Consider the following 22,859-nt stretch of genomic DNA (forward strand, 5'->3'; position numbering starts at 1 on the left):
TTATTTACTTAACTGCCAGTTAACAATATCCAAATCATCCTGGGTAGTTATCTTAATATTTCTTCTACCACCTTCGATAACTATCGGATTAATACCATATAACTCTAAAGCCGAAGCTTCATCAGTTATTTTATTAATAAGATTATTTGAATAACAGAAATCAAAAGACTTTTCTAACTGCCCCAATCTAGATAGCTGTGGTGTTTGAGCTAACCAAATATCATTACGATCAATAGTTTTTACTACAATATTCTTGGTAGCAATTTTTTTCACAGTTTCAAACGCTTTGACTGCCAAAATACCAGCTTGGGAATGAGAAGTTTTTGTCAGCTCATATAAAGCTATAATATTTTCAGTATCAACACAAGGCCTAGCAGCATCATGAACAAATATCCAATCATTGCTATTACCTCTTATAAATCTCAAAGCATTATAAACGCTTTCAAAGCGAGTTGCTCCCCCTATACAAGTATCAACTTTAGGATGATCATAGTAAATTGATTGATCCCAAAATTCATCTTGAGAATTTAAAGATATAATTATATAATCGAAAAGTGGATTATCTATAAACTTCTCTAAAGTATTATCAAGAATAGTTTTATCATTAGAAAGCTTATAATATTGTTTGGGAATATCCAATTGCATCCTTGTACCAATACCAGCAGCAGGAATGATCACATATTTATTTGACACTATAAAAAACCTCACCCTTCTTAATTAAGCCCATATTTTCACGAGCTAAACTCTGAAGAACTTCATTATTTTTACGCAATGATACAACTTCTGAATATAGCTGAACATTAGTTTGAGATTTTTGTTTGACCTCTTTTGATTGAGTAGCAACAGTTTTCTTTAATGCATTATATTTAATTAAACCGGTGTTACTAAACCAAAGATCGTATTGTAATATAATAATTAACAATACAACAGCAGAAATAAAAAAGTAAAAAAAGAAGTTTGATTTTGTATTCATGAAATAGTTATTATTCTTCTACCTGAACTATAACTTTTTCAGTCTCACTTTCTTCAACAATAATCTCTTGAGCATCATTATCACTAGAACTATCGTCTTCTGGACTAAAAACAAAAGATTTTAAACCAGGATAGATTGCATTTTCACCCAACTCTTCTTCTATCCTAAGTAATTGATTATATTTTGCAATACGATCAGATCTAGAAAGCGAACCTGTTTTGATTTGACCTGAACAAGTAGCTACTGCTAAATCAGCAATAATAGTATCAGATGTTTCACCTGAGCGATGTGAAACCACACATGTATAACCAGCTTGACCAGCCATTGCCATAGCTTCAAAAGTCTCAGTTAATGAACCAATTTGATTAAGCTTAATTAATATCGAATTAGCAACACCCTTCTCGATACCTTTAGCTAAAATACTAGGATTTGTTACAAATAGGTCATCTCCTACTAACTGAACTTTTTTACCTAATTTTTCAGTCATTAATTTCCAGCCATCCCAGTCTTCTTCCGCCATACCATCTTCAATAGATACAATTGGATATTTCTCAACCCATTTAGCAAAGTACTCAACCATTTCTGCTGAAGTTAGAGATTTTCCTTCTGAAGCAAGCTCATATTTACCATTTTTATAGTATTCGCTACTTGCTGGATCTAAGGCTATAAATACATGTTTACCAGGCTTATATCCTGCTTCTTTAATAGCTTTTAAAATTGATTCAATAGCAGCTTCATTTGACGGAAGATCAGGAGCATAACCACCTTCATCACCAACACCTGCAACACTGTAGCCATCTGCAATTAAGACTTTTTTAAGCGTATGGAACACTTCTGTACCACATCTAAGTGCCTCTGAAAAAGTCTCAAAACCAGCAGGTACAATCATAAATTCTTGCATATCAACATTATTATCAGCGTGCGAACCACCATTGATAACATTCATCATTGGTACTGGCATTAGATATTCTTTAACATCCATCAAATAACGATAAAAAGGTTTTCTTAAATGGGATGCTGCTGCTCTAGCTGTAGCTAATGAAACACCTAGAATTGCATTTGCACCCAGATTCTTTTTGTTTTCTGAACCATCTAACTCAATCATAGTTTTATCAACCAATCTTTGATCTAAAGCATCTAGACCTTTAACTGCTTGGGTAATTCTTGTATTTACATTTTCTACTGCCTTATAAACACTTTTACCAAGAAAAAGTTTCTTATTTCCATCTCTTAGCTCTAGAGCTTCTCTAATACCTGTTGAAGCCCCTGATGGCACAGCTGCTCTACCAAAAGCACCACTTTCCAAAACAACATCTACTTCAACAGTGGGGTTTCCACGTGAATCTAATATTTGTCTTGCAAAAACTTTACTTATTTGTGATGACATAACTATAAACTCCTTAAGATATGTTAAGTCTTTCTTGCATATATACAAGTTTCTGTAATTATAAGCTAGCTGAGTATGCTTTGCAATTTGAATATAGACCTTTAAGGCTATTCTTCTTCTAATGACTTATCTGAAACAATCTCTTGTGCTTCACTAAAATTAAGACTCTCTGGAGTTGCTGCTATAAATTGTACGGTATCCGTTGCAGATTTTCTTTTAGAAATCCTATAAATAGAGTAAACACATAAACTAGCACTAAGTAACGCTGTTATAGCAAAAAACCCAAAAGGACCAACTACTGCCATAAAACTAGATATTACAACTGGACCAACTACAGATCCTAAGCCATATGCGATTGTTAAGACCCCAATTGTTCCTAATATTTCACTTTCATCAAGAAAATCGCTAGCATGAGATATTGATAAAGGGTAGATCACAAAAGCACACCCTCCAAATACAAATATAATAATCGAAAATATAAGGTATGAATTATGTAACATACAGATTAAAATAGAAGCCAAACAGATTCCTGCTCCAGCTAATAAAATTACTTTTCGTCTATCTATAATATCTGATAATTTACCCATAGGAATTTGTAATAACATGCCTCCTAAAATGGTAGTCATCATTAGAAATGATATCATATCATGATTACTATCAACTCTAACTAAGAATACTGGAAGTATAGTGTAAATAGCTCCTAATAAAGCTCCTCCTACAACACTTGCAACCATTGCTAAAGGAACTTTTATCATAATCTGTATCGGTGAACAGATTTCTTCTGATTGGGGCACAGGAGCAACTGTTTTTGTAAATGCCATTAACACAATAGCAATACTACACAATGATGATATAAAACAATAAGCCAACAAAGCTTGACTAAAATGAAAATTTATCATCAACTGAGATAAAGCCTGTGTGCCATAGTAAACAAATAAATATATAGAAAATATTAAGCCTCTATTTTTTTTCTCAGAGGATAATATACACCAGCTTTCAATTACAATAAATAAAGCAGCTAATGAAAAACCACAGACAAATCTAAAAAACATCCAAACTGATATTTCTTTAAAAATACCTATTATTAGAGTACTTATCGCCATTAATGAAGCAAATAATACAAATGCTCTAATATAACCAACCCTGACAATTGTAGACTGTGAAAAATAAGAGCCTGCCATCATACCAAAAAAGTAAGCGGCTGAAACCAAACCAATCATTAGATTAGAGCGACCAAGGTCATTAAGTTCAATGGATGAATACGTTGTAAAAAAACCATTCCCAAATGACAAGATACACATCGCTACTATTGGTGTAAGAATCAAAAATAAAGTTTGTCTAATAGACATGATCTAACTCCCAGAAATCTAATCGATGAACAATGCTGATTATATAGTAAGTGAAGTTCTAAGTTAAGTTTATGCAGGAAGTTTAAGAGTCTTTTTCTAAATTTTTCCAATTTATGTAGCCATATATAGCATTAAATAGATAAATTAGCCACATAGCAAGAAAAGCCTCACTATCACCAGACCCTGATATGTATTGCTGTAACCATATAATTGTTGAAAGAGTATTAATAATTATCCATAATGTCCATTGCTCCAAATATGCCTTTACCATAAGTATAATAGCAACAACAGAAACAACACCTGTTAATGAGTCAGCAAAAAGCCCAATTTGCTGATTAAATATACCTTTTAATATAAAAGTACCATATAAAATAGCCGAAATAATAATACCTATAGATAAGTATACCCTCTGCTTAGTGGTGAGACTTCTTGTCACAATATCATTATTTTTACCTATATTTTGTGGCTTTGTCCAATTATATAAACCATAAAACTGCATCGGGAAAAAGAAAAATGCAAATAATAAGAACTGACCAAAAATATCTTGTTTATAACAAACATAGGCATATGTTAGGTTATTAATAAAAGCAAAAAAATAATTAAGAGTTTTACCTTTTGCGATTAGAAAAAGATTCAACATCCCTGTGACTATGGCAATAGTTGTCAAAATTAAGTACTGGTTAGTAGTTAATATACTTATAAAGCCAAGCACTCCAACAGAACATATAAACCATAGAATCTCAAAAGAGTTATAGTCATCAAAAATTTTTCTGAGATCTATATCTTTGAATCCTTTAAGATAACTAGATAGCTGTGAGAAAAAGCCATAAAGAACCTGATTAAGCATTCTATATCCAAGTAAATTTAATTAGCAACTAGTTCCATAGCGCCATATATACCTGCCTGATCACCTAATTTTGCTAATTTAAATTCACATTCGGCATAAACATCAGCAAATGAATTTCTCATAGCTGCTCTTTTTATTTGAGGGAGATATTTTTCACCAATAGCTTCCATTACCCCTCCGCCTAAGATTACCATAGATGGATTAATCATATTTAAAGCACTTCCTAAGCCTACACCTAAATATACCATAGCTTCTGATAAAATATCTAGAGCAATTTCATCATTCTCATCAAGTGCTTTTTTAATATGGCTACTTTTGAGTTTACCATCGTTCTCAATTACTAATTCAATTAACGTACTTTTAATTTTCTTTTTAGCTAGGTTTTTTACTTTCTTTTCTATACCTACCTTACCAGCATAAGCCTCTAGACAACCTTGTGAGCCACAGCCAGGACAATATGAACCACCCTGTTTAATAATAGTATGGCCAAGTTCTGCAGCTAAACCACTATTACCAGTATATAACTTACCATTTAAAACTAACCCTCCACCAATTCCAGTACCTACAAATGCTCCAACTATATCATCACAACCAATGCCTGCACCATATTTAGCTTCACCTAGTATCCCAACATTGACATCATTATCTATCTCGGCTAAAACACTATACTCTTCTTCTAGTATATACTTTAAGTTAACTCCATTAATGTTAATATTCACACTTCTACGTACTACAGATGTTTTTTTATCTATTAAACCTGCAACACCAATGCCAATACCTTTAAGTTCTTTATCTTTAGGAATCTCAGCTATTAGTTTATTAATAACTTTAAATAACTGCCCAATAACTACCTCCGTTGCATCTTTTGCTTTGGACTTAACTTTTGCAGTTGTTATTAACTTTCTACTTTCATCAAATAAACCAGCAGCCATATTCGAACCACCGATATCTACACCTATAAACATTACCAATTTCCTTCTAATCTATTAACTGCTATATCCATAGCACCATACACTCCAGAATTATCACCTAATGTTGCTATTTTTAACTGACATGCATCTAACATTGTCTTAAAAGCATACTTTGAACACGACTGGTAAATAATATCTAAATAATCTCTACCTATAGCCTCCATAATACCTCCACCAAAAAGAATTAATGATGGATTCATCAAATTTATGTAATTTGCCACAGCTATGCCTAAGTGAGTCATTGCTGTATTTGCTACATCAATAGCTACTGGATCTTTAGCTTTTATGGCTTTTTTAAGATATAAGCCATTTAGTTCTCCTTTATTTTCTAAAACAGAATCAATCAGCATACTTTTGATACCTTTTTTATGCAGATTCATAATTCTATTTTGAATACCAACCTTACCTGCATATGTCTCTATGCATCCTTGGGAACCACAACTTTGACAGTATGCCCCTTGAGTATTTATAGTCACATGACCAACAGCTCCAGCAGCACCAGTCTCACCATATAAAAATTGATCATTTACAACAAGACCACCACCTATTCCAGTACCCACAAAGATACCTACAATATTCTTATGGCCCTTACCAATACCATATTTCCATTCTCCAATCACACCAACATTAACATCATTTTCAAGAAATACTGGTACATCACCAAATTTTTGACTTACTTCTTTAGCAAGATTAACACCATTTAGATTTATATTAGCACTAAACTTAAGCACTCCTTGCTTTGAGTCAACAAATCCAGCTATGCCAATACCAATAGCTTTTATTTTATCTTTATTAAAGCTATCTGTAAGCTCATTAATTATCTTAAAAACTTGACCCAAAACTATATTAGTATGACTCTTACCCTTTGATTTAACCTTAGCCGTAGCCATTAAATTTTTATCTTGATCAAAAAGACCCGCAGATATATTAGTACCCCCGATATCTAAACCTATATACATCAGTTTCTCCATCATTTTTTTTCAAAAACAGCTATAGATTCAACATGCATAGTGTGTGGAAACATATCCATAACACCAGCACTAACTAACTTATACCCTTTTTGATTTACTAAAATACCAGCATCTCTTGCTAAAGTAGCAGTATTGCAAGAGATGTAAACTATTTTCTCGACATTAAATTTCTCAATAGCTTGACAAACTTCTTGGGCCCCCGCTCTTGGAGGGTCTAAAAGCATTTTATTATATTCAAAATTACTAAACCACTCTTTATCTTCAAAACTCTCAAAAAGATTTGCTGCATAAAACTTAACATTTGAAATACTATTATGTTGAGCTGTTTCAATAGCTCTTTGAACCATTGTTGATTCGCCTTCAACACCAATCACAGCTTTTGCATATTTTGATATAGGTAAAGTAAAGTTGCCTAGACCACAAAATAAATCAATAATAGAATCTTCTTTTGAAATATCTAAAAGCTCTATAGCTTTCTTAATCATTTTTTTATTAATATCATTATTTACTTGAGTAAAATCATTAGGCTCAAAACTAATTTCAATACCATCTATTGGCTCATAGCTTAGCTTAGTTGGTAAATTTTCTCTATCAGGATGAAGTCTATAAATAGTATCAGGTCCTTTTGACTGCAAATATATCCAATAGTTATTTTCTTGGCCAAAACTTTTTAGTTTAGCAAGATCTTCGTTAGTAAAAGGCTCTAAATGTCTAAAAATAATTGCAGGACGATTATCATCTATCGCTATTTCTAACTGTGCAATTTGATTATATATTGATAAGCTTTCTATAAATTTAGCAATTTCATTAATTTTTTCACCAACTAATGGGTTAAGTACTATACATCTGTCAATTTCAGCTAAAAACCTACCATTACGTTCTCTAAAACCAACAAGAATTTTACCTTTTTTAGTAACATACCTAACACCTAAGCGGGCCTTGTTACGGTAGCCTTCGGTATTATCTGTTAATAAGGGCTCTAGGACATTTTTAGGCTGTACACCTTCACCAATATATTTAAGCTGATTTAGCAAAGTTTCTTGCTTATGCTCAACTTGAGCATTATTAGATATATGTTGTAAATTGCAGCCACCGCATAATTCAAAAAAGTCACATTTAGGTGTGATTCTATCTGGTGATTTTTTAATATACTCTACAATTTTTGCTTCATCAAATTTTGCTTTTGAGAAAGTATATTCAAATTTGACTACTTCACCTGGCAAAGTAAAAGGTATAAAGGTTGTTTTACCATCAACTTTTGCAATACCCCTACCATCATGACTTAAAGACATAATTTCAGCCTCAAAGATTCCTTCTTTGAGCTTTCTTCTTCTAGATCTTCCCATAAATAATTTAACTAAAAAGTACTAGAGTAATTGTATTTAATTAAGAGGTTAAATACAACTTAAAGGAAATATTTATTTTATAACCATTTTTTTATCATCATAGGCTGATACATGAGGAGGAACAAACTTGTAAACACCAGCTTTAGAATGTGAAAAAATCATATTAATAGTTCCACTATCCGCAAGATTTGATACTTTTTTAGGGTATAAAGCAAATTCAATATTCCCTAATGCTGACGATAAAATCTTTATCTCTCCTTTTTTAGGTTTTGTATTTAGTGGCTTTGTCGGACCATATGCGCCACCGATATTTGCAAAGACATCATATTTCACTTTTTCATTATCAGATTTTTGCGGAACAAATATAAACATATTAGAACCTTTCATAGTTTGTGCGCCAAAGCCTGCTGCAAACCAGCCACTTCCTTGCTCTTTCCAGCTTTTATTTTTATCAAGATTAATTTTCAAAATAGCACAAATATGATCATCATATTTAGCATATTTAAAGTCCATATCCTCCATATTTATATTTTTATACTTTAAATTACTAGGACAAGTGTTATTCTTGACATTATCTGCATAGACAACCGTTGAAGCAGACATAGATAAAAATAATGATGTTAATATTATTTTTTTCATGGATTTTTATTTTTCTATTTTAATTTAAGTAAAATTCTAGCATATTTGATAAAACTTATACAACACTAATAAAAATACGAAATTTGCATATAGCTATTATTTATTCCAAATACGTATAAAAGATATTCTTATAAACATTTACTACATTAATAATTTACTAAACTTTACTATTTCCATTAAATATTATAAACTGTCCCTGTTATTCAATACCACTTTATAAAATATTTTTATTCCTTGCTTTTATGCAGCATCTAAAATACCAGAATATACTTCATCAGGAGTCATATATCCAATACTAGAATGTAGTCTTTCATTGTTGTAAATATCAATATATTCTTTGATACCTACTTTAGCCTCTTTCATAGTTATATATGATGCCGGATAAACATTTTCATATTTCAGTGTTTTCCAAAATCTCTCAATTGCAATATTATCTATAGATCTTCCTTTAGCATCCATAGATATATTTATTTTATTATCAGATAATATTTTAATATGCTCTTTTGCTGTATATTGAGTTCCTTGATCAGAGTTAAAGATATCAGGTTTACCATATTTAAATAACGCTTCTTTTAACACACTAGTTGTTAGATGTGTATCCATAGTATTAGAAATCTTCCAAGCTAGTATTTTCTTGCTATGCCAATCTATTATGGCTGCTAAATATGCATACCCACATTCTAGTCTAATATACGTGATATCAGCACTCCATACCTTATTAGCTTTATCTATAACAACCTGATTCGTCTCATTTTTAAATACATTAAGTAAGTATGGATATTTCTTGTCTTGCTTATTAATGACAGTTGTCTTTTTTTTAGGATACAATGCCTTAATACCCATGAATTACATAGCACTTTTGATTAGCTTCCTTCCAACTAGAAATCCTAATCTATTTAGCAACTTTACTAGCCTTCTCGTACCATAATATGGATGTTTAGTATGTATCAAATCTATTGCATTTAATAGTTTAATATCATCATTACTACTAAATTTTGATATTGGTGTATAATAGTACACACTCTTAGATACAGATAATAGTTTAAGCTGATTATTTAAAGATAATTCTAGCTTAGTATCTACAGAGTTTACTCTATCATTTGATGATACCAAGCTTTTTAGCTTTCCCATTAAAAAATCCCTCTCTACTATTACCTCGACTAGTTTTTTACTTGTTGCATCTTTATCTTTTCTAAGCTCATCTATTTCCTGCTTATACTCCTTAACAATAGAGCTTTTATCAAATGCTAAGCAAGCATTAGATAAAAATTGCTGCTTCCAATTATGCACGTTTTTAGGAAGTAAATCATACTTACTTGCTATCTCATTAACTGTCATATCGCCTTCTAGCAATTCTATAATTACTTTAGCTTTAAAATCAGCTGTATACGTTACTCTTTTTTTACTCATTTATCTATTTCCTAATTTATCTAGTTAAGTTTAACATCTAGGAATAAAAATCTTTCTAAAATCAGTAGCTTTTTCTGGGGACATTATATTGAAACAGGGCGTATGTATTTATATGATCAACCACAATTACCAGTCAATGAAATTTATGGCATCACTTCTTTTGAGTTTGGTTAATTAATAATTTATAGAATTGTAATAGCTCAAATTAAATCTGACAGACACTGTTTCTATTTAAGTGTTTTGATCATACCCTCCTATTTGGGACACTTAGGTGTTAAGAAAAGGAGACAAGAAGAGATATACAAAAGAGTTTAAAGATGAAGCTGTTAAATTATGTTTACAACCAGATGCAAATAGACGAGAAATAGCAGATAATTTAGGGGTTAAATATAAAACCATTTGCAGTTGGATATCCAAAGCCATGTCAAACCCTCAGAAAGAAATAAAGATAGATTATAAAACGCAGTACCAGCAACTATCTTTTGAAAATACTGATTTGAAGAAAAAACTCAAACAGGCAGAAACAGAGCGTGAAATACTAAAAAAGTCAGCAGCGTACTTTGCAAAGCAAAATCTGTAAGGTACGCCTTTATTAAGGAGCATTATAAAGTTATGCCAGTAACAACACTATGTAAATCTTTGAATGTGAGCACATCTTCATATTACAGATGGATTCATAAACCTATAGGTAAAAGGCAATATAATGATGCTGAACTAGATGATGCTATTTTAATGAACATAAATCTAGATATGGAAGTGTTAGGATATACAAAGAGCTTAAAGATATGGGTTGGAAAGTTACTCAACCTAGAGTATCTAAACGTATGAAATTACTTGGTTTACATGCTAAAGCGGCTCGTAAGCATAAGAAAACTACAGATTCTAACCACAACAAACATGTTTATGATAATTTATTAGAACAAAACTTCACTGCTTTATCTGTAAATCATAGGTGGGTTACAGATATAACTTATGTACCTACACAAGAGGGGTGGCTGTATCTTTGTGTGATTATAGATTTATTCTCAAGATCAGTTATTGGTTGGGCAATGGATTCTAGGATGAAAGCGGATTTAGTTTGTAATGCTTTAAATATGGCATTATTTAGAAGAAATTTTCCTAGTGGTGTGATTATACACTCTGATAAAGGGTCACAGTACTGTAGCAAACAATATCAAGACATTATTAAAGAACACTGGCTACTATCAAGTATGAGCTCTAAAGGATGCTGTTACGATAATGCTGCTTGTGAAAGTTTCTTTGGAACTTTAAAAGTAGAGTTAGTACATGATGAAAGATATAAAACTAGAGAAGAAGCTAAACTATCAATATTTGAATATATTGAAGCTTACTATAATACAAAAAGGAGACATTCTACAATAAATTATATGACTCCATATCAATTTGAATATATAATGGAAAATGAAGTAGTAAACTGTCCCAAATTGACGGGGTAGATCACTAATAGCTTTATAAGGTTTTTAAAACATATTTGATTTATCTGTAATGTAGATTCTTTTACCTTTGTTTAAGGCTTCTTTGAAAACAGTATTAGTCGATATGCTAGTTGGATAACTTTTTTCCTTTTTGATTTTTTATATTTTCAAAAAGGTCAGTTGTTTCATACTATTTGTCTTGCTTTAAGCGTAATTGACTATCAAATCTGATATTTTCTTTCTTACAAGCATTTATAAATTCTGGTGTTTTAGATATCTGTAATGCTAATCTCTTTGAGTTTTCACCTATTTCAAATTTTAACTCTGGAGCAAATCTACTCCATGTTGAATAGATTGTTATTAAATAGTCAATAATTGTTGGTGAATTGCCAAACATGAATTCATTATTTTGTAAGTGATTATCTATAATTCTCCAATTATCTGATACTTTATCTGCAAGGCTTTGTAATAAAGTATGCTCTTTAGTATCCATAATACTAGATACAGTTAATATTTTAGAGTATGCAGGATGTAAAGTAGCATAGTTGAACATTAACATTTGATAGAATTTAGCCTTCTGATTAAGCTCAAGGTTCTTAAGATAGTTACAATGTTTCTCTAATAAAAATAAAGCTATAGCAGCTCCTTCTGTAATTATTTGATCTTCACATACTAATGCAGGAACCTGGTTGGTTGGTACTATATCTGAATAATTAGCAACTTCAGATCTTTGAACTACTTCATAATCCAAATTAAGTTTTTCCATTAATGTGGTTATTGCAGTAGAGCAGCTGCCTGCAATTGAATATAATTTATACATAATTTAGTCCTTAAAATATTTTATCTAAATTCTACCATTTAGCATACTAAAAAATAAGCTTGTAAAAAACAAAAATTATAAATAAAGATATTATTATTTTACATACTTGATATATTTCGAATAACCATCCTTTTTCATTTTATCTAGAGGTATAAATCTTAATGCGGCTGAATCTATACAGTATCTAGGTAATGGTTTAGATATATTAGACTCTGTAACCTTACCATCACTAGGAGGATTAGTTATATACCTATCTGAAAATTTATCTCCTAAGTGTGATTTAGCTAAACTTGACTGAACCTCGTATTTTTCACCAAACCAGCCATGTGTTTTAACTATTTTTATAGCATTCGAAGTTATTGGTTTGGTAAAAGCTGGCCAACCTGTATCAGCTTGATATTTATCTGATGAAGAGAATAATGGTTGGCCTGAAACAACATCAACATAAATACCTTTTTTAAAGTTATTATAAAATTCACCACTTCCAGATCTTTCTGTGCCATTATCTTGAGTTACATATTTCTGAATAGATGTTAGCTTACTAATAGCTATATCTTTTTGTTTAGCTGTAAAATTATTTGGATTATATTCAGCTGCAAATAAGGATAGTGGTAAACAACATAAAATACCAAGTAAATATTTTTTCATGATTGACCTTTTCTTAATTTATTTATTTTCCAACAGGCAAATTTCTAAATTCTAAGTGTTAATATAGAAATATTTAGTTGGTTAGTAAGTTAATTCTTGTTGATTATACAATACTTTAATAAAATTATTATACTATGTAATACAATAAAATTGAGTAAAAAATGCAATATATAATAGGTAAGATTAAAGAAGAAATTCAATTAGTACTTAAGAAAAAATATGCCATAGCTTTTTTTATAAGCTGTCTGATTATAGTTGGAGTTGTAAATACTGTCTTTATGGTCATCTTAAGTGTATTTGGACTTTCTATATATATCTATTACAAAGATGTTTTTAATTATAAAAAAGCAAAAGAGTATTTTACAAATAAGAATAAAAAATAATACAAAATACCTTAATTAGAAATTACCAAGAATTTTTAAATATGCTCTTTATTAAATTCTAAATAGATGATTCTAGCTCAAAAAAATTAATTTTTTTACAGCTAAATTAAATATTTTTAGTTCGAATTTAACTAAATATATAAAGAATAAGTATGAAATGGAATTAGAAAGACTGAAAAATAATCCATAAATGTATCCTTAATATAATGTCCCCAGAAAAAGCTACTGATTTTAGAAAGATTTTTATTCCTAGATGTTAAACTTAACTAGATAAATTAGGAAATAGATAAATGAGTAAAAAAAGAGTAACGTATACAGCTGATTTTAAAGCTAAAGTAATTATAGAATTGCTAGAAGGCGATATGACAGTTAATGAGATAGCAAGTAAGTATGATTTACTTCCTAAAAACGTGCATAATTGGAAGCAGCAATTTTTATCTAATGCTTGCTTAGCATTTGATAAAAGCTCTATTGTTAAGGAGTATAAGCAGGAAATAGATGAGCTTAGAAAAGATAAAGATGCAACAAGTAAAAAACTAGTCGAGGTAATAGTAGAGAGGGATTTTTTAATGGGAAAGCTAAAAAGCTTGGTATCATCAAATGATAGAGTAAACTCTGTAGATACTAAGCTAGAATTATCTTTAAATAATCAGCTTAAACTATTATCTGTATCTAAGAGTGTGTACTATTATACACCAATATCAAAATTTAGTAGTAATGATGATATTAAACTATTAAATGCAATAGATTTGATACATACTAAACATCCATATTATGGTACGAGAAGGCTAGTAAAGTTGCTAAATAGATTAGGATTTCTAGTTGGAAGGAAGCTAATCAAAAGTGCTATGGAATTCATGGGTATTAAGGCATTGTATCCTAAAAAAAAGACAACTGTCATTAATAAGCAACACAAGAAATATCCATACTTACTTAATGTATTTAAAAATGAGACGAATCAGGTTGTTATAGATAAAGCTAATAAGGTATGGAGTGCTGATATCACGTATATTAGACTAGAATGTGGGTATGCATATTTAGCAGCCATAATAGATTGGCATAGCAAGAAAATACTAGCTTGGAAGATTTCTAATACTATGGATACACATCTAACAACTAGTGTGTTAAAAGAAGCGTTATTTAAATATGGTAAACCTGATATCTTGAACTCTGATCAAGGAACTCAATATACAGCAAAAGAGCATATTAAAATATTATCTGATAATAAAATAAATATATCTATGGATGCTAAAGGAAGATCTATAGATAATATTGCAATTGAGAGATTTTGGAGAACACTGAAATATGAAAATGTTTATCCGGCATCATATATAACTATGAAAGAGGCTAAAGTAGGTATCAAAGAATATATTGATATTTACAACAATGAAAGACTACATTCTAGTATTGGATATATGACTCCTGATGAAGTATATTCTGGTATTTTAGATGCTGCATAAAAGCAAGGAATAAAAATATTTTATAAGGTGGTATTGAACAGGGACAGTTTAGTTTTTGATGATTAAGTTTAGGTTCTAGGCTAGATATTAACAATATTTTTCATTATTTAAGGGATTAAAAAATAAGGTCACGGTTTAGCTACTTTTCAATATGATTTATATTTTTTGTTCACAAAATCTAATTAAAGAGGTAGTTTCGAACCAAAGCAAACATCATTGATTAAAATATTACTTAAAAGCTCTCACTTTAATATGCACAAATATTACTATACATAATATTAACAATAACATTATATATCTATTTACAAACCAACCTATATTTATCCATTCAGAAAAAATAAGGCCGGATAAAGACGCTATAAACCCAAGAGTTAACACCATATTAAACTTGTGATATCTATGCTTATTTATATATTTAACAAGCAAATAAAAAAATAAAAAAGTGTAATACCAAATAATGTTAGCTACAAGTAATCCTCTAAAAAAGAATACATTTTTAAAAACTAATATAAATATAATATTTACAAACAGCACAGAACTAGAGCAAGAGAATATAAAATCAAACTTATTCTTATTTACATAAACTGATATTAATATTATTAACAAAAAGAATACTATATATAAGATTTCTTGAAAAAAGAAAAAAGAATTAAGAAATGTTCTATTACTAAATGACACGTATTGTAGTAGGTATTGTTGTGTAAGCCCATTTATGGTTCCGCAAACTAGTAAATATAAAAATAATCTTACTATAAAAGGTTCTTTAAGAATGTTTATTAAATATACAAAAAATCTAATAGAAAAATTTTTATAGCTTATTTTTCTTGATGATTCATTTTCTGTAACAAAGCAATAAAGTGTAAATAATATGATTAGAAAAGGTGATATACAGCATAATATTTCTTCACCTCTAATAAGATGATAAGATAACGATAATGCTATTAGTAGCATTACCAACTTTAACAAAGGAAAAAAACTACAAAATAGTCCGGCAACAAAAATCTTATTTTTTACTCTTAAAATAAGTTTATATAAAAGCATAAAGATATTGGTATACAATATTGACAGACATATAACGATGAAAAGTGTCTTTAATATCGAATCGGTGTAGAAAAATAGAGCGTATATAAAATAAGCAAAGAAGCCAATGAGAAAATTTGCTTTTATTATTCTATCTAGATTCTTATGAGAAAAGAAACACAGTATAGATGATATTAAAATCAGAATTGGTAATAAAGCACCAACCAAATAAGAAAATCTAAAATACAGGTAGCTATTTGAAAAAACCAACGGCTGATAATTCATTATTTCTGGAATTATACTTAATATAACTTCTAAAACTATTACTATGAATACTAAAATAATGTTTTTAAAGCGGTAGCTTAACATTAACAATTACTCCATGAGGATCATAATGATTACTTATACTTATAGATCCGTTATGATTAGTAATTACCTCCTGAACTATAGTTAGTCCAAGACCATTGCCTTTTTTCATACTATTAACCTGATAAAATGGCCTAAATATATTTTTGATTTCACTTTCTTTTATTCCTATTCCATAATCCTTAATGTTTATATCTACAAAACAACCAGACTTAATAATACTTACTGATACTTTATCACTATATTTTTTTGAGTTTGAAATTAAATTTTCAAAAGCTCTATATAAAGATAACTTTCGACCCTTCAAATAAACATTATCTTTTATATCTATAGCTATATTATTATATTCATGTATTATTTTTTCTAATAAAGAAGTAATATTCACACTCTCAATTTCTTCACATTCAAACATATCATTTTTTGCTTCTAATAGTATTTGATTGCATAAATCTTCTAATAATTCAATATCTTCTAAATTATGTTTATCAGCTGTGAATCCTAACTCATATCTAAGTTTTAAACGTGTGATTGGAGACTTAAGATCATGAGTAATCATAGATAATATCTTTGTTCTCATATTTAATGCTTTAAATAATTTATGTTGTATGAAATTTATTGAGTTAGCAAAGCGACCTAGTATACTAACTCCATTTACTCTAACTTCTTTTTTCACTAAAGACATCCCAAGCTCGTATACACTATTTTCCAATTTCCTAGCGGGGATAATTACCCTCAATAAAACCCAACAAAATATAATTATCATAATTATAAATATAGCTGTCATTAAATTAGCAATTAATAATACTTTTTCTTCAGGTAAAGTCGGCTTAGTAATATAATTTAACCATCCTAGTTTAGAGTTCTTAACAGAAATACATTTTGCTAAATGAAAACGAAAATTTTTGCTGTAACTATTATAATTATTGAGATCTTTCTGACTTAAATGCGTTCTACATAGTGGCTTTCTCGAGAAGAATACTTTAACAACGTTAAATCTAAAATCAAAAAACATATCTGCTTCTAAAGCCCATCCTTTATAATTTGAGAGTAATTTAATCATACTAATATTTTTTTTATACGTACTAACCATATTTTTATCAATATCTGTAGTAGCATTATTAGATATGGCGTACGATACTATAGTAACCTGCCCAACAAGCAATATTAATATTAACAAAAATAATAGTTTAAAAACCTTATTTTTTAATATTATTCTTATCGTTGATTTCATTGCCTACTCTTCTATAAACTGCTAACACCCACATATATCCTGAACCATGTATGGTCTTTATAGCATTACTAATACCAACATCCTTAAGTATTCTCCTTAATCTTGAAATCTGAATGTCTATTGACCTATCAAAACGCTCTAATGGTCTCTTTTGAGCCTGCTCCATTAGAAGCTCTCTAGAAATAATAATATTAGGATTTTCTAAAAAATACCTAAGTACTCTATATACCCCTGTTGTTATTGATACTATTTCATCATTATGCTTTAACGTTTGTGTATTTATATCAAGAATACAGTCAGAAAATGCAAAGTTAATAACTTTTTTATCCGTCAAAATCTGAGGTTGCTGATGCGATCGTCTAAGAACATTTTTAACCCTTGAATGTAGTACCATAGGATTAAAAGGCTTAATCATATAATCATCAGCACCTATCTCTAGTGCTAAGATGGTATTAACATCATCTTTACATGCAGTTAGAATCAATACAGGGATATTAGAGAATAATCTAAGTCTTTTGCAAGTTTCAATACCACAGATTCCTTGCATGCAGATATCTAATATAACAGCATCAAATTCATCGTGACTAGTACTTAAAATATCTAGTGCCTCTTCTCCTGAATGCGTCACGTCTATTTTATAATTATATTTATTAAAGAAAAGCTCAAGTATAGAGCAAATTTTTTCATCATCATCAACTATTAAAATTCGCATATGTAACTCCCAAATCATTTTTTTCAACATACCTTACTGGGAAACGTTATCACTATTTTTTTACTTATGCGATAAAAAGCTTCTCAAACTACAACTAGAATCAAATAGCTACTAAATAACTTCTTCAAATAGTTGTTCATCACTTTCAGAATATATCATTTTAAGGAATTCAGCAATAAATTAAGAAAAATTAATTTAGGCTAGTTTAAAGTTTATGTTAGAGATAGATTGATAATCATAATTTTTTTCTTCAGATTTAATACCTTTTTATATCACTCTGAGAACAAAGAGTTTCTCAAGATTGTATTTTCACTAAAAATTTTATTAGCATTAGATGTTGCCTTGCATTAAATTATATACAAGATTATAACTACCGTGTGTATATATTCAAAAGTACATCTCTGTATAGTACTTTACAAAACCATTAACCCAATACCTAAATTATTTATACGCAGCTCAAATATATTTCATTATGCTTAGCATCCGCCAAGTTAATTTTAAAACATAAAATTTTTTCATCAACTACAGCTTGCCACTGATCTCCGGATGGATCAATTTCAAAGACTTGATCAACATTTGAAAAATTATCTAAGATTATTTTTGAATCAACCTCTTTTATCTCAACACCAGGTAATGCTCTCAATAAGATATTTTCAGCTTTAGAGGGAGCAAAGCCTTTAATTAATATTTTATTATCCGATACTAAAGATGTATTGCTCTGATACACTAAATATTTAGTTTCAGATGTGAAAAAATCATCATCCAATATACCTGATTGATATATACCTTGTTTATAAGTTAAAGTATATACATTTGGACTCTTTAGTTCTAACCCAAAATAGTTATCTATTAGCTTGAGAAGCTTACTGCAATCTTGTAAAGGTTGTCCATAACCCTCGTAAAGATAAGTTTTATTGCGCCACACTAGTGAAACACATTGATATAACTGATATAGGTTGTTTCGTAAATCTTGTATATTTACAGTCCTATTATCAAACTGTTGTAAACTTAACCAAAATTCTATCTCTGATAATTTAAGATAAATCGACTGATATTTATCATATAAATTTTTGTTTATACAAATAGATTGAAGCTTTTCTCTAACATTAAATAATTTATTTTTTAAAGATTCTAAAAATGTTTTAGCAAATATTTGTGGTAAAAGTATACATTTTGGAATATATGAGCCAATCAGCCATTTTTGCTCATCTTCTATATAAGTTAGCTCAACCAACTTTACTGAGAAATCCGCTTTAGTTATTAAAGAATCACTTAAAAAAAATTCATAATATTCTATATCAATATCATGATTATTAACATTCTCAAGCTGTATATCTAGATTATCTTTTAAGGTCAAATATAAGCTTAATCTGCCATCACTGACTTTTTCTAGATCAAGCTCATAAGCACTACAGATAGCATTAAATTTTAAAGATACAAATATTTGATCTGGCATAAACATAGCTAAATCAGTTATTCTCAAAATATTATAAGATAAAGCTTTCTCATCTATAACAATATCAATAACACCTTCATCGTAACCATTAATTACATTAATTACATGACCATTTAATTGATGCATATACTTTTGTTGTAAGATAAAATGTTCGGGCAATAAAACTTGTCCCAGACTCCAATGTACTTGACTCATTATGCTTCCTCTAGCTGGCAGCAGAACTATTATTGGCAAGAATCTTTTTCACAATTTTACCACTATCACTTGTATTTTCTGTTACTATTGAAATATCAAAGTTGTTAGTAGCACGTACATTTCGTAACTCGATAAGCCCAATGGTATTCGGGCCACTATTACCCGCACCTATTAATTCAAGTACTGGATGATCTGTAGTCACAAATTCTACAGCAGTGTTTATCTTTATTAGATCTCCCCATTTACCTTTCTCTTTTGAATTTGGCTGGAAATAAAACTGCCCTTCGACTAAAGAATCTGTTTCAAATGAAATTTTAATAGTTTTCTCTTTACCATCTATAACTTGATCATACGCAGATGAAATAGCATTTAAGCTATCTGATGTAACATATAACTGTATAAAGTTGCTACCTGAACTTGTAGTTGTAGAACTAACAGTTAAATTCTCAAGAGTTGCAACAACATCTGTATTCGCTTCTGTAGCACCTCCTGGATACATCGCAGCAAATTTCGTTAATTGAACTTTAGAATCTGCTACAGAAATAGCAAAGCTACTTCCTAAAAGAACCTTTGGCTCCATCAAAATATTAGGACTAGTAGACTGAGCGCTTTCTAGCGAATTAACTCTTACATTTAATGAATCATCTATTAGATTGATATAGTCTTTGATCTGTTTCATAAGTTGCTCCTTATTTAATTACTAATTTTTCTTAAGCTAATCTTGTATCTAACTTAAGGGTTACATCCATACCTTCAAATTTAATGTGAGGTAAAACTTCAATATTGCAGTTATACCATCCAGCCATCCCATGAGATTTACTAACATTGACCATAGCAGCTTTAAATGGATAGTAAGAAGTTGTCAAAGTATTTGGATTTGGTACAGTTGTCACATACTTACTAATCCAGGCATTTAATTTATTACTCATAATAGTTTCATCTGCCTCCGATCCAATATGATCACGAGCCATACACTTAACATAATGTGCTATCTTGCAAACTGAAAATGTATATGGCAGCTTTGTAATTAATTGACTATTTTCACTATCATCAGGATCTTCAAACTCTTCACTAACCTTTAATGATTGCCCACTGAAAAAGCAAGCATTTGCTGTTTTCTTCTCATAAACCAAACCTATAAAACCTGCTTTAGCTAGACTATATTCTTTGTGATCTGGAATTAATAAATTTACAGGTAGTACAAAAGCATTACTATCACGCTCGTTAAAATTATAAACAGGTAATCCTTCAACTTTTCCTCCACTTGTAGGACCACAAATTGACTGGCACCAACCTGTAATTTCAAACGATCTTGCTAAGTTCTTAGCAAACAGTACTGATGCATTTCCCCATAAACAGTTCTGACCTGGAGTAGTTAAGCTTATTTCTTCTTTAAAATCATTTAGAGGTCCTTTACCAGCAGGATTATTAACTGGATCATAAGGAGCTCTTAACATAAATTCAGGTAGTGTTAGACCTATATATCCAGCTGCCCTAGTTTTACGAAACGCATTCCAACGTCCAAATCTAGGGTGGGCTATTAAACCATCAATATCTTTGATTTCACTTAAATCATCATAGGTTTCACAACCAAATAATTTAGGTGACACTGCTGCAATAAATGGTGCGTGTGAAGCCTCTGCAATTTTACCCATAACAGTGAGCCATTCAATATCTTCCTGTGACTTATCAAAATCATATAGGCCTATCAAAGCACCATAAGGTTCCCCTCCAAATTGATCATATTCAACAACATAAACTTTCTTAAAGAAATCGCTACCAGATACATCTACACTATTATTCTCAAAATCTTCTGCTAACTCATCCTTCTCTATATCCATAATAGATAACTGTGTATTTTGAAAATTAATACTATCAGCAACTTCTTGGACAGATCTCCAACTAGTTTCTAATTTCCTAAAATCTGGATGAGCTAATATCTCTGATACCTGTTTATTAAGCATATAATCAATTACCTCTATTACTCTTTGTATTAGGTTTTTATCAATCACAGACTCATCTTTCTTATTACTAAGCAATATTGCTAATGCTGTCATCAACCGTGACTCATAACTTGCTTGTAATTTATTCTCACTTAGCTGACTTTGAGATATAAGCTCATAAGCATTACTCTCTTCAAAACCAGCTGCAGATAAAATATCCGCACATTTATATGTAGCTATGGCTGTTTCACTCATTGTAAAATCCCCTTTTTTTTATTAAAGATCTTTATTAAGTTGGTATGATTCAGTAGCATTAAGCTCTTTTTGAATCTGTTCTATAGCTTCGGAACTATTAATTCCGTTATTTAATAAATTTCTAAGTTTTCTATTATTATCTATAGTAGAACTAAACTCTTGAATTAGTTTTTTAGCCTGAAGTAACGATGCTAATTCAGGAATAAGCTGAGCTATAGCATTTGGATCAAATACTTTCATAGAGTTCACATCTAAATCTACTTTAATATCTTCAGCACCTTCTTTGACATAGTTCGGCACGCTAATATTTAACTTAATCCCCATAGACTCCATTACTTCTGATAGATTTGGGCTTGCTAACTCATAAACCTCACGATTAGGTAACTCTTTTTTTCTTTCCTCTGAATTTCCTAAAGAAAGATCTCCTATTAATAACTGTCTAAACGGTAGTTCTTTTTTCTTTTTAGTTCCATCAACTTCCATATCATAAGTAATTGTGATGCGCGATTTAGGAATCGTTTGATTAACTTTCATTTAAACTCTCCTCGTCCATACTTGCGTTTAATTTAAAAGCTTTTAAAGGCTCTACTTAGTAGTGTAATTGATAGATGTATCTAAAATATTGAGCATTTGTAAAATTTTGTAACTTTTATTTATATAAAAAAACTAAATCTTATTTTAATTTTATTCGACACTAAGGTTTCCTTTTATGCTAACGTTACCTTCCATACTAATGTTTGAACTTTTTATGCTAATATTTGAGGCTTGTACACTAACATCTGAGCCTTTAATATTTATATTTGAACTACCATTATCTAAAGTTATATTCCCAGACTTATCTAACAGTATTTTTACATCTTTTGTATTTAAAAGAATTGTTCCTTCTTTTGAATTTAAATTAATTGATGCCTGTTTTGTTGTAAAAACTAATATTTCATTTGCTGCATTACAGTCTATAGATACTATTTTATCGTTATTGTTAGCCTCCAAATTAATGCCATTAGTATTTTGTTTAATTGTATGTTTAATCATCTAAACCTC

Annotated in this window: 25 protein-coding genes; 5 read left to right on the forward strand and 20 right to left on the reverse strand. The window is 29.9% G+C overall.

Annotated features, from left to right (window positions below):
- The 11 genes from ispD to CDV26_RS13240 form a co-directional block, all read right to left on the reverse strand.
- Window positions 1-693, reverse strand: a complete 693-nt coding sequence (gene ispD / locus CDV26_RS08840) for a 2-C-methyl-D-erythritol 4-phosphate cytidylyltransferase (protein WP_088772961.1) — start codon at window positions 691-693, stop codon at window positions 1-3.
- Window positions 683-973: an FtsB family cell division protein gene (locus CDV26_RS08845; protein WP_088772962.1), complete on the reverse strand. Its 291-nt coding sequence runs from the start codon at window positions 971-973 to the stop codon at window positions 683-685. The genes ispD and CDV26_RS08845 overlap by 11 nt, the downstream gene beginning before the upstream one ends.
- A 10-nt stretch (window positions 974-983) precedes the next feature.
- Window positions 984-2,360, reverse strand: a complete 1,377-nt coding sequence (eno, locus tag CDV26_RS08850) for a phosphopyruvate hydratase (RefSeq protein ID WP_088772963.1) — start codon at window positions 2,358-2,360, stop codon at window positions 984-986.
- Window positions 2,361-2,467: 107 nt separating this feature from the next.
- Window positions 2,468-3,709, reverse strand: coding sequence for an MFS transporter (locus CDV26_RS08855; RefSeq protein ID WP_088772964.1), 1,242 nt, complete (start codon window positions 3,707-3,709; stop codon window positions 2,468-2,470).
- Between the two features lie 82 nt (window positions 3,710-3,791).
- Window positions 3,792-4,556 carry a nicotinamide riboside transporter PnuC gene (gene pnuC / locus CDV26_RS08860; RefSeq protein WP_088772965.1) on the reverse strand — a complete coding sequence of 255 codons (765 nt, stop codon included), beginning with the start codon at window positions 4,554-4,556 and terminating at the stop codon, window positions 3,792-3,794.
- A gap of 17 nt (window positions 4,557-4,573) precedes the next feature.
- Window positions 4,574-5,521, reverse strand: coding sequence for an ROK family protein (locus CDV26_RS08865; protein ID WP_088772966.1), 948 nt, complete (start codon window positions 5,519-5,521; stop codon window positions 4,574-4,576).
- Window positions 5,521-6,486, reverse strand: coding sequence for an ROK family protein (locus tag CDV26_RS08870; RefSeq protein WP_088772967.1), 966 nt, complete (start codon window positions 6,484-6,486; stop codon window positions 5,521-5,523). Before CDV26_RS08870 ends, CDV26_RS08865 begins: the two co-directional genes overlap by 1 nt.
- An 11-nt stretch (window positions 6,487-6,497) precedes the next feature.
- The gene (gene rlmD / locus CDV26_RS08875; RefSeq protein ID WP_088772968.1) at window positions 6,498-7,844 is read right to left on the reverse strand and encodes a 23S rRNA (uracil(1939)-C(5))-methyltransferase RlmD; all 1,347 of its coding nucleotides are present in this window, start codon (window positions 7,842-7,844) and stop codon (window positions 6,498-6,500) included.
- Window positions 7,845-7,916: 72 nt separating this feature from the next.
- Entirely contained in the window at window positions 7,917-8,483 is a 567-nt protein-coding gene (locus CDV26_RS08880; protein ID WP_088772969.1) for a hypothetical protein, read from the reverse strand.
- Between the two features lie 240 nt (window positions 8,484-8,723).
- Window positions 8,724-9,326, reverse strand: a complete 603-nt coding sequence (locus CDV26_RS13235; RefSeq protein WP_245806428.1) for an IS3 family transposase — start codon at window positions 9,324-9,326, stop codon at window positions 8,724-8,726.
- A 3-nt stretch (window positions 9,327-9,329) separates the two neighbouring features.
- Entirely contained in the window at window positions 9,330-9,893 is a 564-nt protein-coding gene (locus CDV26_RS13240) for a transposase (protein WP_245806429.1), read from the reverse strand.
- 271 nt (window positions 9,894-10,164) lie between these two features.
- On the opposite strand from CDV26_RS13240, the gene CDV26_RS08890 reads away from it, so the two are divergent.
- The 3 genes from CDV26_RS08890 to CDV26_RS08900 are packed head-to-tail and all read left to right on the forward strand — an operon-like array spanning window position 10,165 to window position 11,350.
- Window positions 10,165-10,473, forward strand: a complete 309-nt coding sequence (locus tag CDV26_RS08890) for a transposase (RefSeq protein WP_088772970.1) — start codon at window positions 10,165-10,167, stop codon at window positions 10,471-10,473.
- Window positions 10,474-10,505: 32 nt separating this feature from the next.
- Complete coding sequence (locus CDV26_RS08895; RefSeq protein WP_088771820.1) at window positions 10,506-10,721, forward strand: hypothetical protein; 216 nt, start codon at window positions 10,506-10,508, stop codon at window positions 10,719-10,721.
- Window positions 10,679-11,350 carry an IS3 family transposase gene (locus tag CDV26_RS08900; protein WP_088772770.1) on the forward strand — a complete coding sequence of 224 codons (672 nt, stop codon included), beginning with the start codon at window positions 10,679-10,681 and terminating at the stop codon, window positions 11,348-11,350. The genes CDV26_RS08895 and CDV26_RS08900 overlap by 43 nt, the downstream gene beginning before the upstream one ends.
- A gap of 169 nt (window positions 11,351-11,519) precedes the next feature.
- Here the strand turns inward: CDV26_RS08900 and CDV26_RS08905 are convergent, their stop codons facing one another.
- Together CDV26_RS08905 and msrB are read right to left on the reverse strand one after the other, a co-directional pair.
- On the reverse strand, window positions 11,520-12,149 hold the full coding sequence (locus CDV26_RS08905) for a glutathione S-transferase family protein (RefSeq protein WP_088772971.1): 630 nt from the start codon (window positions 12,147-12,149) through the stop codon (window positions 11,520-11,522).
- A gap of 93 nt (window positions 12,150-12,242) precedes the next feature.
- On the reverse strand, window positions 12,243-12,797 hold the full coding sequence (msrB, locus tag CDV26_RS08910; protein ID WP_088772972.1) for a peptide-methionine (R)-S-oxide reductase MsrB: 555 nt from the start codon (window positions 12,795-12,797) through the stop codon (window positions 12,243-12,245).
- A 161-nt stretch (window positions 12,798-12,958) separates the two neighbouring features.
- Here msrB and CDV26_RS08915 point away from each other — a divergent pair, with 161 nt between their 5' ends.
- Complete coding sequence (locus CDV26_RS08915; RefSeq protein WP_088772973.1) at window positions 12,959-13,180, forward strand: hypothetical protein; 222 nt, start codon at window positions 12,959-12,961, stop codon at window positions 13,178-13,180.
- A gap of 290 nt (window positions 13,181-13,470) precedes the next feature.
- Entirely contained in the window at window positions 13,471-14,640 is a 1,170-nt protein-coding gene (locus CDV26_RS08920) for an IS3 family transposase (RefSeq protein WP_088772974.1), read from the forward strand.
- A 1,369-nt stretch (window positions 14,641-16,009) separates the two neighbouring features.
- Here CDV26_RS08920 and CDV26_RS08930 read toward each other — a convergent pair.
- The 7 genes from CDV26_RS08930 to CDV26_RS08960 all read right to left on the reverse strand — a co-directional run bounded on the left by CDV26_RS08930 (window position 16,010) and on the right by CDV26_RS08960 (window position 22,850).
- A complete protein-coding gene (locus tag CDV26_RS08930) occupies window positions 16,010-17,257 on the reverse strand; it encodes a sensor histidine kinase (protein ID WP_088772976.1) in 1,248 nt (415 codons plus the stop codon).
- Window positions 17,223-17,969, reverse strand: coding sequence for a response regulator (locus CDV26_RS08935; protein WP_169709730.1), 747 nt, complete (start codon window positions 17,967-17,969; stop codon window positions 17,223-17,225). The genes CDV26_RS08930 and CDV26_RS08935 overlap by 35 nt, the downstream gene beginning before the upstream one ends.
- A 445-nt stretch (window positions 17,970-18,414) precedes the next feature.
- On the reverse strand, window positions 18,415-19,620 hold the full coding sequence (tssK, locus tag CDV26_RS08940) for a type VI secretion system baseplate subunit TssK (protein WP_088772978.1): 1,206 nt from the start codon (window positions 19,618-19,620) through the stop codon (window positions 18,415-18,417).
- A 10-nt stretch (window positions 19,621-19,630) separates the two neighbouring features.
- On the reverse strand, window positions 19,631-20,299 hold the full coding sequence (locus CDV26_RS08945) for a hypothetical protein (protein WP_088772979.1): 669 nt from the start codon (window positions 20,297-20,299) through the stop codon (window positions 19,631-19,633).
- A gap of 31 nt (window positions 20,300-20,330) precedes the next feature.
- Window positions 20,331-21,818 (reverse strand): type VI secretion system contractile sheath large subunit, encoded by a 1,488-nt coding sequence (gene tssC, locus CDV26_RS08950; RefSeq protein ID WP_088772980.1) that lies wholly within the window; start codon window positions 21,816-21,818, stop codon window positions 20,331-20,333.
- 21 nt (window positions 21,819-21,839) lie between these two features.
- Window positions 21,840-22,352, reverse strand: a complete 513-nt coding sequence (tssB, locus tag CDV26_RS08955) for a type VI secretion system contractile sheath small subunit (protein ID WP_088772981.1) — start codon at window positions 22,350-22,352, stop codon at window positions 21,840-21,842.
- 150 nt (window positions 22,353-22,502) lie between these two features.
- Window positions 22,503-22,850 carry a hypothetical protein gene (locus CDV26_RS08960; protein WP_088772982.1) on the reverse strand — a complete coding sequence of 116 codons (348 nt, stop codon included), beginning with the start codon at window positions 22,848-22,850 and terminating at the stop codon, window positions 22,503-22,505.
- Window positions 22,851-22,859 lie beyond the last annotated feature (9 nt).

Source organism: Francisella halioticida (genome assembly GCF_002211785.1).
Classification (GTDB): Bacteria; Pseudomonadota; Gammaproteobacteria; order Francisellales; family Francisellaceae; genus Francisella; species Francisella halioticida.